Consider the following 12,155-nt stretch of genomic DNA (forward strand, 5'->3'; position numbering starts at 1 on the left):
GGAGGCAGCCTGACGGGAGAGGGGTTCCTCTGGAACCCGCTGTGCTCAGATGGTTCAACCGTTCAGCCGATATGGATGACGTTGTCGACTGCTGCGGCGTTGATCGTGGCCGTGACATGCGTCGTCATTGCGGCCAGCCGTCAAGTTGAACGTGACGGACAGGAAATTGCGTCGCCCGACGTTCTGCACGACTACTCGCGCCAAACCCTGCCGGAGGACAACGGGCTCCGCAAGCTGGGCGATGAGTGGTGAGAGATGGCAACTCCGGGGGGGGCACCCTCCCGATGAGCGTTAGACAGTCTCCTCGGCCGGATCACGCGATCCCCCTCGTTTTCGCCGTGATCTTCACCGTTTTCGCCGCCGCTCTCGGGTTGATGTCCTCTCTCTACATGTGGGATCCGGCAGAGGCGTGCGAGGTTCGTGGAAGCTACTCCAGCTCCGAGAGCTTCCTGTGGAATCCGCTGTGCGTGGACGGTTCGGCTGTCCAACCGCTGTGGATGACGGTGGCTGGCGCTGCCGCATTGATCGGTGCCGGCGTCTGCGTCGTCCTCGCGATCGCTTTTCGAGTGCTCAACCACGAGCGGGAAGTCCCGCCGCCCGTCGTCTCGCACTGGGAGTGAGCAGTCAAAGGTAGATTCGCCGGATGACGACGACTCGGACCTCCCACTCGACTCTCGCCCTGCTGCTCGCCGTTCCGGTGTTCGCGCTCGTCGGTTGCGCCGGTTCGACGGCGGGGGCTCCGGCATCGACGTCGGCCGCCGCGCCGGCGTCGACCGCGACCGCCGCCCCGACGTCCGCCCCCGCTACTCCGGCGGCGACCGCGACTGCGGGTGCGGCGGCGGCTGGTCCGGTGTGGCCGGCGGACCCGTGCCGGGACACGCAGCTCACGGTCACGGTGGAGGACCGGCCCGAGCTTTCCGGGGCGGGCCAGGAAGGGTTCGCGATCGTGCTCACGAACGCCTCGGATCAGGCGTGCTCGTACTTCGGGTGGCCGGGCGTTCTGATGCTCGGTGCCGATGGGACGCAGCTCACCACCGCCGGCACGTCGGGTGCGGAAGCGTTCCCGGGGGCTCTCGCTCCGGGTGAGTCGGCGCAGGCGGAGGGCCAGCTCTCGGCGGTCGGCGCATACGACTGCACGCCGACGACCGCGACGACTGTCCGGGTGCTCGTCACCTCGGACGGCGCCGGACCGGGAATCGACACGCCCTCCGATTTCCAGGTCTGTGGCGGGGACGGTCGGAGTGACTTCACGACCGGGCCGCTCACGCCGGCGTCCTGACTCTTCTAGAGTCGCGGCTGCGGTCATGGACGGGCTCGAGGGTGGAGACAGCTTCGTGCTGTTCCTGGTTCTAGGTGCTCTTCCCTTCCTCCTTCTGGTCGCCGTGGTTTCGGTCGTCACGATCGGCATCCTTCAATGGATCGGAGGGCGGGGGCGGCCCCGTCCGTAGACTGAGTGCAACCACCCCTTCGGCACGGCGCCGACCGGAACTCAAATGAGTAAATGAAGCAATGAGCACATGGGTGTGGTGTTGATCGCTTTGTAGCGGCAGTCTTTGATCGCTCCTTGACGTCGCGCTACGCGTGCGTCGGATCACCGAGGATTTCAGCGAGTCAGGAATTTTGCGAGAAACGTGCAGTAAATCACTGTGAGCTGGTGCAGATCGCTTACCACGACGTGTTCGTCGATCTGATGGATTGTGCTGCTGATGAGGCCGAATTCGGCGACCTCGCCATAGTGGGCGATGAATCGCGCATCGGAAGTTCCTCCGCCGGTATCCAACGAGGGAGTTTGCCCGGTCACGGATGTTACCGCCTCGGATAACAGCGCGACGTGGCTCGATCCAGCAGTGATGAAGGGGTCGGCACTTACCTCGACTAAGAGGGTGAAGTCGGTTGCGAACTCTTCTGCCGCCCGGCGGATCAAGCCCTCGAGGCTCTCGGCTGAATGAAGGTCGTTAAAGCGAATGTTCAGATGCGCGGTTGCTTCGGCGGGCACCATGTTGTTCGCCGCATTGCCGACGTCGATCGTGGTGATCTGGAGACTCGACGGCTCGAAGCACTCGGACCCCTCGTCGAGTGGTGTTGTGGCGAGTCGGTTGAGAAGGCGGATGAGGCGGTGCACCGGGTTGTCGACGAGGTGGGGGTAGGCAACGTGCCCCTGGAACCCGCGCACCGTCAGGTTGGCGTTAAGGCTTCCGCGCCGTCCGATCTTGATCACGTCGCCGATCCGCTCCGGGTTCGTCGCTTCGCCGACAAGGGTGAAGTCCGGCATGTCGCCGCGATCGGCGAGCCACTCGAGCACACGCACGGTGCCACCCGTGGCCGGCCCCTCTTCGTCTCCGGTGATCAGGAGGCTGACCGACCCAAGGTCGAGCACTTCGGGCTGCGTCTGCGAGACCGCTGCGAGGAAAGCGGCGATGGCGCCCTTCATATCGCTGGCACCTCGACCGATGATCGTCCCGTCGCGGAGTGTCGCATCGAAGGGGTCGGAGCTCCACTCGTTAGAGCCTGGGGGAACGACATCGGTGTGACCGGCGAAGCACAGGTGCGGTCCGTCGATTCCTCGGCGGGCGTAGAGATTCGGGGTGCCATCGAAGTCCAGCCGATGAACGATGAAGCCAAGGCTCTCAAGTACGCCTGCCACGACATCGAGGGCTCCATCGTCGCTCGGGGTGACCGAAGCACATCGGATCAAAGACTGCGTGAGCGCGACGGGGTCCACGGGAGCGAAACTATTCGGCACGGAGACACCGTACCTGCAACATCAACTGCATCTCGGAAAACAACAGCTTTCTGAGACGCCCGGTCGGCATCGCTGTCGCGGTGTCAGGTCCGCGCGATTCCGAGGTCGCAGATGTCTCGAAAATGCGTCTCAACAGAAACCGTCTCAGGGTCATGACTGCGAGGAGTTTGTGAGTCACACTGGTCGAGTGAGACTTCTTGGATACACCCGCGTGAGCACATCGAGTCAGGATGCGCAGTTGCAGCTCGACGCGCTGGTGGCTGTCGGCGTTCAAAAGCGCGACGTGTTCGCTGATGTCACCTCCGGGAGCAAGACCGCGATCGAGCGCCGAGGGATGAAGAAGCTCCTCGAGCATGCAGAGTCCGGTGACACCGTGGTCGTGTGGCGAGTTGATCGGCTTGGCCGCTCCTTGATGGACGTCCTGAACACGGTGAACCTGCTGCGTGACCGCGGCATCCACGTCCGGTCTATCTCTGATGGCATCGATCCGGCGACGTCGACGGGCCGGCTGATGCTCAACATGCTGGCCACCCTCGCCGAGTACGAGCGCGAACTGATCGTCGAGCGGGTGAATGCGGGGATCGCAGCGGCGCGGCAGAACGGCACACGCTTCGGCCGCCCACTGTCCGATCCTGCAGTAATCGCCGACAAGCTCGCCATCGACTCCGATGCTCGAGCGAAGGGCCGCACCGCCGAAGACGCAGCACGACTCGTTGGCTGGAGTCGCGCCACCCTCTACCGTCACCAGCAAGCCCTCGCCGGCCGCGAGAGCACCGCCATGTAGCAAATGCCATGGACGGTGACGAGCGGTGGCGAATTCTCCGACTTCACGTCGAAGATCAGATACCCCTCGCCGCCCTCGCACGAGACATCGGCATCGGCCTCCGCACACTACAGCGCTGGCATCAGCTCTACCGAGGAAGCGGCGTCACTGCTCTCGATCCGCACCAGCGATCGGACGCTGGTGTACGTCGAACGCCGCCTGAGCTCGTGGCGTTCATCGAACGACTGGCTTTGAGCAGGCCGCGACCAGCGCTGACCACGCTGCACCGCCTAGCAAGCGCTGAAGCAGATCATCATGGCCTGTCGGCGCCGAGCTACGCCACCGTCAGGGAAATCGTGCAAGCTCTAGACCCGGCGCTCGTAACACTCGTGTTGGAAGGACCGGCCGCCTATCGAGACAAGCACGAGCTGGTGTTTCGCCGACGCGCCGAACGTCCCAACCACATGTGGCAGGCGGATCACACCGAACTCGACATCCTCATCATGGGCACCGGGGGCGCGCCCGATCGGCCGTGGCTGACGATCGTGATGGACGACTATTCGCGCGCGATCTGCGGCTACATCGTCTTCGCCGGGGCACCGTCCGCGATGAGCACAGCACTTGCTCTCCGTCAGGCGATCTGGAGAAAGCCCGACCCGACGTGGGCTATGTGCGGGATACCTGACGTTCTCCATGTCGACCACGGCTCCGACTTCACCAGCCACCACCTCGAGCGCACCGCCATCGAGCTGCGCATCCGCATCATCCATTCCATCGTCGGCAGACCCCAGGGCCGCGGCAAGATCGAACGCTTCTTCCGCACCATCAACACCGAACTCCTCGCTACCCTCCCGGGGCACCTCGGGCCCGGCAGCAGAAGCCCCCACCCAGTACTTGATCTGGCGGCCCTCGACCAGGCGATCGGCGCCTTCGTCAGGACCTACAACGAGTGCCCGCATCGCGAGCTCGAAGCCTCTCCGCGAGACGCATGGGTCGCTGACGGCTGGCTCCCGCGTATGCCTGACAGCCTCGAACAGCTCGATGGGCTTCTTCTCACTGTTCCGAAGAATCGCGTCGTGCAGCGCGATGGCATTCACTTCCAGGGCCAGCGCTACCTCGCCCCGACGCTCGCACCCTTCGTCGGGCACACCGTCACGATTCGATATGACCCACGTGACGTCTCAGAGATCCGGGTCTACGACCGCGACACCTTCGTCTGTGTTGCCGTCGACGAAGCTCACCCCAACCTCCGACTCAGCCTCCGCGACATCGAAGCCGCCCGCCGCGCCCGCCGACGACAACTCCGGCACGTCATCAACGACCGCATTCCCACCGCCACCGTCCGGGAGGAGCCGCACAGCGTCGCGCCCGTTCCCCATCGGCGCCGGCTACGCACCTATGAAGAGGACGAGTGATGAACCAGGCCTTCATCGTGACCAAAGAGCACCGACGCTTCACCGAGTTCGCCAACGCCGTCCGCAAGGAACGAACCATCGGCATCTGTCACGGTGATGCTGGTGTCGGCAAGACCAACTCCGCCCGCCGCTATGCGAACTGGGACGCTCTCGAGCCCTACATCAACGAATGGGGCCCGCGAGGAGATCACGACGCCAAGCACTACGCCCTCGCCAACCGATCCCGCACCGTGTTCTACACACCCGAAGTACTCTGCCTACCCAAAGACCTCATGCACGACATCGACCATTGGCAAATCAAAGTCGGCCTCTGCGCCGACGAACATCTGCGCTCCCTCGAACCTGACCCGCCTTTCAAAGCACGACCAGTGGCTCACCTCGTCGAGCTACTCATCATCGACGAAGCCGAACGACTCACACCCACCGCACTCGAGCTGCTCCGCGACCGACACGACCGCGAACACCTCTCCATAATTCTGATCGGCATGCCCGGCATCGACCAACGCTTCCGCCACTACCCGCAGCTCTACAGCCGCCTCGGCTTCTCCCACCATTACCGCGCCCTCGGTCGCGACGAACTCCTCTTCGTCCTCGACCGCCACTGGAAGCGCCTCGGCCGCACCCTCGACCCCGACGACTTCACCGACGCCCAAGCCATCGCCTCCATCGAACGCATCACCCGCGGCAACTTCCGCCTACTCGAACGACTCTTTCCGCAGATAGCCCGCGTGCTCAAGATCAACGACCTCGAAACCATTACCGACGACGTCATCGAAGCCGCTGCCAGCATCCTCGTCATCGGCAACCAGCGCCACGCAACAATCAAGAGACGCTGCCACTTAGCGATCAACTGCACAAACGCGGCGCGCCGAGCAGTGTTGTCCTATAACTTGTCACTCATTCTACGACTCGTGAAAGGGTCGGGTTCGGGGTTCTGTGACGACCGATGCTAGGCGAGGGACGATGATCTCCGTGACTTCGCTGGTGCCATTACCGGGTTTTGATTCCCAGGCCCACGTCTCCTTCATTCGAAGCAGCCCAGTTGGGTCGAGAACAATCTCGGAGACGCAGGATCCCGTCGAGGTCTCGCCGTCCTCGTTGAGCTGGCAGTAGCGGAACGCCACCGTGTCACCGGTTCGAGTGCCGACAAGGAATCCCCGCCGGACTGCGCCGCCGGCGTAGGTGGCCCACACCTCGCCGTCCGCTTCGTGGTAGTCGAAGACAGTCTCAGGTCCTACTTCGCCGCCGACTGTGTCGCGGACAGCCGCGAAGCGGTAACCGTCAAGAGAGGGCAATGAGCTCGATGCGTTCATAGGAAAAGACTAGGGACGAAGTGACGGCAACTCCGGGGCAGGGGATCTACCGCGTCCAGTGCAACATCTCCGGCGAGGAAGATCATGCGCGAGCCGGCGGGAACTGTCGCGGCGTACGCATACTGCGCTGCGCCGGAGAGGCTGTTGGAGCGGATGAGGCTCACTACTGAAGTCACTGGCGTCACGCTCCGCTGTCGTCGGCCCAACGAGTCTTCCACGGCCGGGCACCAGATCGGCCCGGTGAACCATCCCGATACGGGACGGTGCCGGCCCCGCCTGCCGGTTGCAAGTAGACAAAGGCGCGGTCTTGAGTACGGTGGCGCCGTGAAACGAACAGGCGAGGGAATGGCGGGACCGCATTGCGCCGCTACGGCGCTCATTGCTGCTGGCGCACTGATGCTCGCCGCGTGCTCAGGTTCACCAGCTCCGGAGGGTGATCCGATCCGGGCAGCTCGCGCGTTGCGCGACGCGCCGCTGATCGTGCAGGAAGGCAACGCTGCCGACACCTGCGGAGAGTTCGTGCTTGATCAAACCGAGCTCGTGCCCATCAACGCGGTCGCATGCCTCGACACGGCAGCAGCAGCGGGCGAGGAGGCGGAGCTCGCCTGGAGTTCTCTCACGGATGAAGGGGATCCCGTCGTCTCTTTCGCCTACACGGCACCCTGGAACGCAGGGATCGTCTTCTCTCTGACAAACGAATACAACTCCTACGCGGATGATCACGGTTGGACCACCGGCCTCTGCCCGGACGCAACCACCGCAACCTCCGATTTCAGCCCCGAGACGTGCCCCGGTCCTGTGGAGGGATGAGTCCACGCGGACGACGAAGATGGCCCGCTCAACGATCCCCTTACGGAACACATGATCGTGGAGTGCTGAACGTTCTGATTCATGGCGTGTTCACCGACGTGCCGGACCATGATGCTCATGGAAACACGAGAACTGGCATGGGGCATTCTGGCGTGGCCTGCCGTTGCGGTCCTCGCGCTGGTGCGAACCGCGGGCAGCTGGGATGTATCGGGCGGGTCCGCAGCAGGGCTCATCGCGGGCACGGCAGCTGCGTTCACTGTCGCGGGCGCACTCCTATGGCTTCCCTCGAGTCTCTGGCTCGACCGGCGGACACGCCGCACCCCGCGCGTCGGGCGGGCGGCCGCGTTCCTGGGTCTGGGACTCGTGATCGGCGCCGCCGCCTCCACCGCGCTGGTACTCGCGTCGGGAAACGCGACCTGGCCCTCCTCCGCGGGCCTCATCACGGAATATGCAGTCACGGCAGGAATCGCTTCCCTCCTCGGCTGGCTCCTCGCCGCCACCCTTCGTGCGAAGAAGCTGCCGATCGTTCAGACGGCGGCGAATCGCGTGAACCGCTGAATGATCCGGGTCGTCGATCGATCAGCGTGCCAGCAGCAGTCCGGCCAAGCCGATGACGACCGGCACCACGGCAAAGGCCAGGAAGAGGTAGGAGAGCACGAGTCCCACCGTCGACTCCCAGCGAGGACCGACGTGTCGTCGCGCTTGATGACCGACGAGGACGCCGGCCAGCGGGAGAAGGTACTGCAGCGTGGTCGCGACTCCGATGACCAGGGGATCGCCCACCCACAGGTGGGCCACCGCCAGGTATCCGACGGCGTAGGACACGACGGCGAGAACGCCCAGCACGAACGCAGCCCGCGTCCACCCTCGTCCGCTCCGCCGCGCGGTACCCGTCTCCTTCATCACACTCATACCTCCACTGTACGAATCGCTCCTCGCGCACGCCCGCCCCTCGGAGCATGTGCCGGTCCTTCGCCCGACGTCTCGTTCGGTGACACGACCACGCCTCGGCGAGCTGCTGTCCAGCGTCAGCCGGCGAGCCGGCGTCCACAACGAGGACGCGACTCGGATTCGGAACATGTCCGATGGCTGCGTCGATAGCCTCAGCGCATGAAGATCCGAGCCGGTTCGCCTGACGATCGCGGGCCCTGCATCGACCTCTGGCTGGAGGCACTCAGAGCACGAGACGGATGCAGTCAGGACGACGCGGTCGCCGAGAGGGCTCGAGCGAAGTTCCACCGGCCTCTCGTTCGGTTCGCCGTCATCGGCTCGGATCCCCTCGGGTTCGCTCTCACCGTCGACACGGGCGATGGTCCGGGCCGACACAGTGCGCTGCTCGAACTGCTCGCCGTCGCACCGAGCGAGACAGGGCGCGGGATCGGCCGGACACTGCTCGACGACGCGGTCCAGTCCGCCTCTCAGCTCGGCTACCTCGTCCTGAAGCTGCACGTCCGCGCCGGAAACGATCGGGCGGAAGGGCTTTACAAGGCGTCCGGCTTCGAGCCTCACGGGGATCCCGCGCCGCATCCGCTCGGTGGTCATCCGATGATCGAGTACGCGCGGACTCTGACTCACGTCAGCAACTGAGGACCTCCGGCCACCGATCCCCGTACGTGCCACCTCGCGCGACCGGATCACATGCGCACTCAACGCTGGTCGAGCGGTCGGGTCATGGCAACCTCATCCCATGAGCGTGAGCGACGGACAGGCCTGTGCCCCACGGGACCTCGACGTGCTCACCGACCGGCTCCGACTGTGCCGGCCCGCCGAGACCGACCTGGACGAGCTGTTCCGCCTCTACACCGATCCGCGGATCGCGGAAGAGGATCCGCTCCTCCTCCATCTCTCCGCCGATCAGACCCGGGCCGTGATCGCGTATCGGAGGACCCAGTGGACACGGGACGGACTCAGCAGCTGGGTGATCCGCCGGCGCGACTCCCCCATCGACAGCCAGGATCTGATCGGAATGGGCGGATGCACTCTGCTCTCCGATGCAGCCTGGAATGTGGCGTTCACCCTCCACCCCGACCACTGGAGCAAGGGCTACGCGCAGGAGGTCGCCCTCGCCGGCATCGAACTCGCCCACCGCCTCCGACCGGAGCTGCCCGTCACCGCGGTCGTCGCAGAACGCAACGCACGCTCCCGCCGCACCATCGAGCGACTCGGCCTCGCGCTCAGATGGGAGGGTCCGGACGCGCACAGCCCAGACCCGACCGCACGAGTCGTGCTCTTCGCCGACCGCCAGCTCTCCGCTGAACAGGTCCGCCGGCTCACCGGCTGAACCCGATCGCCGATCGGCTCATCCGCCAGCTCAGCGAGAGCTCCCCTCACGGGCAGCGAGTCGGCACCGCCGGTGAGCATGGCGATCCTCCGCTGCGGGAACTGCAAGCGAAGCCGACCTGTCGGTCCACCAGCCGGCGCCTCCCCCTCCCCGCTCCTCGATCCCCGACCGCAGGGCAACGAGACACGACGACGCTGCGCTCGGGAGTCCACCGGCAACTCCTTGAAGGGGCACGGCCGTCCGTCGCCGGACGGATTCACGTCCACCTCTTGTTCATTCCGGCTTCGTTGTCCAGCGCCGTCGGCTGCCCTAGCGTTCGGCAGGTGGACACCAGGAGATCGACCTCGACCGGCTCTAGCTCCGTTGTGTCCTGGGTCGCTCTCGCGTCAACCGGCGTCGCCGCCGCGACACTCTGGATCGCGGACGCCGTCTGGTACGGGATCCCCGAGTCGGGTGGCCCGGGAGTCAGTCTGCTCTTCATCGGCGGATGGGGTCTTCTCACGTGCGCCGCCCTGCTCACGGTCGGCGTGCTCATCCATCTGGCGCCCTCCGCGCTGAGCCGCCACGGAAAACGCCCCGTCGAGTTCGTGCTGCCGAGCGCCGCACTCGTCCTCATCGCGGGGATCCTGCTCGCGCATCCGCTGGCGGGCAGCGCTTTCGCCTGACCCTCACCGGCATCGACCCTCGAAAATGTCTCGGCGCCTCCGGGCCCTCTCGTCAACGGGCTCTGGTGGCTTCACAATTACAGCGAGGGGTGCAACCGTTCGGGTCGGTGCACCCCTCGCTGCCGGTTGGCCGAACGCGCGCCAACCTCGAACGACCAGCAGCCAGGGACCGCCGATCGAGCGGTCACAGCCTAGATTTTCTAGACGGTCTAACTAAGTCCCCTTTCCGGGTGAGGTGGATCGTGCAGGCGATGCTGGTGCTTCGGCTGACCGTGGGCGCCGAGTTGGGAGCGGCCGGCGTGTTCGAAGTACTCGCCGGCGACCGCTACACCGCCACCACCGCCGGGCTGTCCCCCGCAGACACAGTGAACCCCGCGATTGCCGCGACCGTCGCGGAGCTCGGTCTCGACATCAGCGACCGCACCCCCCGCGCCGTCACAGTGGAGGACCTCGAGAACGCGGACATCGTCGTCGCCATGAAGCCCGGCCTCGCGATCCCCGCGACGACCCGACCGACTGGAGCGCCGAGAACGTCCGCCCCGCCGCGAGGCCGTCGCCGCCCGGAGGCAGGTCGCTTCGGCCGGTACGGTGACCGCATGGACGACGACAGCGAACGTCACAATCTGGTGATGAGTACCGAGATCATCAACGCCTGCATCAGAGCCATCGAGAACCCCGAGAAGCTGTTCCGGGTGTGCGCGAGCGTCTCGGGAGGTCGCGACGACGAGAGGGCGGCCATTGCCGCAGCATTCGGGACCAGCGACGTCGTGGCCGATGCGATCCTCGACATGCAGGTGAGGCGTTTCACGCCGAGGTCGATCGAGCAGATGCGTGCCGAACTGGCCCGCTATGACCGTCGACTAGCTGAACTCGGCCGGCCGTAGGACGATTTCCGTACTGGACAGCAGAGCCGAGACGCGCTTGAGGACGACACCGGCCGAGCTCGTCGAGAAGTCCCGCCGATGTCAGGAGGGATCCCGGTCTCCGCGCACTGTGAGGACCCAGACGGTGTCGTTGTCCACGTCCGATGGGGTGGCGTCGACACTCGAAATCGGCTTCTCACCGAGCGACGCGGGATCGATCTCGTGTGGGCCGGGAGCGGCGGCGACCTGCTCGGGAGTGACGCTCTTCCCGTCCTCCCCGCGCAGCTGCCGCACCGGCGTCCACGTCGCCTGGTCGCCGTAAGCGTCGGAGCGGGTGAGGATCTGGAAGCCGTTGCCGGTGTACTCGGCGGCGGTCGCCGCGAGGAACCCCTGGTGCGCGGCCTCGTCGCGGAGGGTCTGCGCGGTGTGCTCGAACCGGGCCGGGTCGTGGGTGGCGACCTCGATCAGGTTCGCGCGGGCGTCGGCGTCGTCCTCGAACTCCAACAGCACCGCCGCCTGGTCCAGGGTCAGCTCGTGCTCGTGCAGAACGGACGTGACGGTCGCGGACTCCGCGACCGCAAGCCCCTTCTTCACCGCATCGGTCTTGATGCCGGTGCGCTTGGCGATCGCTGCAGCGGACACGCCCTCGAACGCGAGCTGCGCCCACGCGGCGGTACGGTCCGCGACGCTCAGCTCGGCGCGCTGGTCGTTCTCGATGATCTGCTGAACGATCCGGTACTTCCGGGCCGCCAGCAATGAGTCAGGTGGACGAGCCGGTCGTCGGCCCGGCCCCTACGCGCACCAGTCGCGCGAGCGTCCGTTGACGCTGCGCGCGGTGTCGCCGGTGCCGAGGTCGACGAGCACGGTCGAGGTCGCGCTGAAGCCCGGCTCGCCCGGGTAGTCGTCCGGCCGGCCCTCCACCGAGACGGTCTCGACGGCGAGGTACTGCCCGTTCGGCGAGAGGCAGACGCCGCGGATGCGCCCCGTCGGCGAGGTGCGGAACACCTCCGAGGTGCCGGACGCGTCGACGCGGACGACGGAGTACTGGGTCGCCCCCGTCTCCGGCGCGTACTCGGCCTCGAGCTCGACGTAGCTCCCGGAGTCGAGGAGCAGGATCTGCACGGGCGTCGCGGTCGCGCTCACGTCGGCCGGCGGGAGGGCGAGCGTTTCGACCGAACCGTCGGCCAGGTCGATCAGCGAGCCCGACTCCGGATCGGCGACCACGAGCCGGTTCGCGCCGGGCACGAATCCGCGCAGCTCCGCGTGCTGCCCGAGCGGGCTGATCGAGCCGGGCGTCAGCAG

General features: G+C 65.9%; 16 protein-coding genes and 1 pseudogene. 12 read left to right on the forward strand and 5 right to left on the reverse strand.

Going from position 1 to position 12,155, the window contains the following annotated elements; genetic code table 11:
* The first annotated feature begins 75 nt into the window (after positions 1 to 75).
* From C5C74_RS17370 to C5C74_RS08025, 3 genes are all read left to right on the forward strand, one after another.
* Positions 76 to 252, forward strand: coding sequence for a hypothetical protein (locus tag C5C74_RS17370; protein WP_181027276.1), 177 nt, complete (start codon positions 76 to 78; stop codon positions 250 to 252).
* Between the two features lie 86 nt (positions 253 to 338).
* Positions 339 to 620: a hypothetical protein gene (locus tag C5C74_RS08020; protein ID WP_104223367.1), complete on the forward strand. Its 282-nt coding sequence runs from the start codon at positions 339 to 341 to the stop codon at positions 618 to 620.
* Positions 621 to 643: 23 nt separating this feature from the next.
* Positions 644 to 1,279 (forward strand): DUF4232 domain-containing protein, encoded by a 636-nt coding sequence (locus C5C74_RS08025; RefSeq protein WP_104248284.1) that lies wholly within the window; start codon positions 644 to 646, stop codon positions 1,277 to 1,279.
* A gap of 324 nt (positions 1,280 to 1,603) precedes the next feature.
* Here the strand turns inward: C5C74_RS08025 and dapE are convergent, their stop codons facing one another.
* On the reverse strand, positions 1,604 to 2,722 hold the full coding sequence (dapE, locus tag C5C74_RS08030; RefSeq protein ID WP_219813448.1) for a succinyl-diaminopimelate desuccinylase: 1,119 nt from the start codon (positions 2,720 to 2,722) through the stop codon (positions 1,604 to 1,606).
* A gap of 208 nt (positions 2,723 to 2,930) precedes the next feature.
* Here dapE and C5C74_RS08035 point away from each other — a divergent pair, with 208 nt between their 5' ends.
* The 3 genes and pseudogenes from C5C74_RS08035 to C5C74_RS08045 all read left to right on the forward strand — a co-directional run.
* Positions 2,931 to 3,527, forward strand: a complete 597-nt coding sequence (locus C5C74_RS08035) for a recombinase family protein (RefSeq protein ID WP_104340386.1) — start codon at positions 2,931 to 2,933, stop codon at positions 3,525 to 3,527.
* 8 nt (positions 3,528 to 3,535) lie between these two features.
* A complete protein-coding gene (locus C5C74_RS08040; protein WP_104351295.1) occupies positions 3,536 to 4,921 on the forward strand; it encodes a Mu transposase C-terminal domain-containing protein in 1,386 nt (461 codons plus the stop codon).
* Positions 4,921 to 5,727, forward strand: a pseudogene (locus C5C74_RS08045) (AAA family ATPase); the annotation flags it as partial. The gene C5C74_RS08040 and the pseudogene C5C74_RS08045, both read left to right, overlap by 1 nt.
* A gap of 96 nt (positions 5,728 to 5,823) precedes the next feature.
* On the opposite strand, the gene C5C74_RS08050 reads toward C5C74_RS08045, so the two are convergent.
* Positions 5,824 to 6,234, reverse strand: a complete 411-nt coding sequence (locus C5C74_RS08050; RefSeq protein ID WP_104223373.1) for a hypothetical protein — start codon at positions 6,232 to 6,234, stop codon at positions 5,824 to 5,826.
* Between the two features lie 324 nt (positions 6,235 to 6,558).
* Between C5C74_RS08050 and C5C74_RS08060 the strand changes: the two genes are divergently transcribed.
* Positions 6,559 to 7,044: a hypothetical protein gene (locus tag C5C74_RS08060; protein WP_146078953.1), complete on the forward strand. Its 486-nt coding sequence runs from the start codon at positions 6,559 to 6,561 to the stop codon at positions 7,042 to 7,044.
* A gap of 108 nt (positions 7,045 to 7,152) precedes the next feature.
* Positions 7,153 to 7,602: a hypothetical protein gene (locus tag C5C74_RS08065; RefSeq protein WP_104263128.1), complete on the forward strand. Its 450-nt coding sequence runs from the start codon at positions 7,153 to 7,155 to the stop codon at positions 7,600 to 7,602.
* A 21-nt stretch (positions 7,603 to 7,623) separates the two neighbouring features.
* Here the strand turns inward: C5C74_RS08065 and C5C74_RS08070 are convergent, their stop codons facing one another.
* Positions 7,624 to 7,956, reverse strand: a complete 333-nt coding sequence (locus tag C5C74_RS08070) for a hypothetical protein (protein WP_104226378.1) — start codon at positions 7,954 to 7,956, stop codon at positions 7,624 to 7,626.
* Positions 7,957 to 8,154: 198 nt separating this feature from the next.
* On the opposite strand from C5C74_RS08070, the gene C5C74_RS08075 reads away from it, so the two are divergent.
* The 4 genes from C5C74_RS08075 (at position 8,155) to C5C74_RS08090 (ending at position 10,874) form a co-directional block, all read left to right on the forward strand.
* Positions 8,155 to 8,631, forward strand: coding sequence for a GNAT family N-acetyltransferase (locus C5C74_RS08075; protein WP_104351297.1), 477 nt, complete (start codon positions 8,155 to 8,157; stop codon positions 8,629 to 8,631).
* A 100-nt stretch (positions 8,632 to 8,731) separates the two neighbouring features.
* Positions 8,732 to 9,325, forward strand: a complete 594-nt coding sequence (locus C5C74_RS08080; RefSeq protein WP_104351298.1) for a GNAT family N-acetyltransferase — start codon at positions 8,732 to 8,734, stop codon at positions 9,323 to 9,325.
* A gap of 323 nt (positions 9,326 to 9,648) precedes the next feature.
* On the forward strand, positions 9,649 to 9,990 hold the full coding sequence (locus C5C74_RS08085) for a hypothetical protein (protein ID WP_146081495.1): 342 nt from the start codon (positions 9,649 to 9,651) through the stop codon (positions 9,988 to 9,990).
* A 230-nt stretch (positions 9,991 to 10,220) separates the two neighbouring features.
* Positions 10,221 to 10,874, forward strand: coding sequence for a low molecular weight phosphatase family protein (locus tag C5C74_RS08090; RefSeq protein WP_258064123.1), 654 nt, complete (start codon positions 10,221 to 10,223; stop codon positions 10,872 to 10,874).
* Positions 10,875 to 10,955: 81 nt separating this feature from the next.
* Here the strand turns inward: C5C74_RS08090 and C5C74_RS08095 are convergent, their stop codons facing one another.
* Both C5C74_RS08095 and C5C74_RS17375 read right to left on the reverse strand, forming a co-directional pair.
* The gene (locus C5C74_RS08095; RefSeq protein ID WP_104351300.1) at positions 10,956 to 11,609 is read right to left on the reverse strand and encodes a hypothetical protein; all 654 of its coding nucleotides are present in this window, start codon (positions 11,607 to 11,609) and stop codon (positions 10,956 to 10,958) included.
* A gap of 36 nt (positions 11,610 to 11,645) precedes the next feature.
* Positions 11,646 to 12,155, reverse strand: a 510-nt coding sequence (locus tag C5C74_RS17375; protein ID WP_374953511.1) for a hypothetical protein, incomplete at its 5' end; no start/stop codon positions are given.

The sequence above is a fragment of the Rathayibacter sp. AY1E8 genome (genome assembly GCF_002931415.1).
Lineage (GTDB): Bacteria > Actinomycetota > Actinomycetes > Actinomycetales > Microbacteriaceae > Rathayibacter.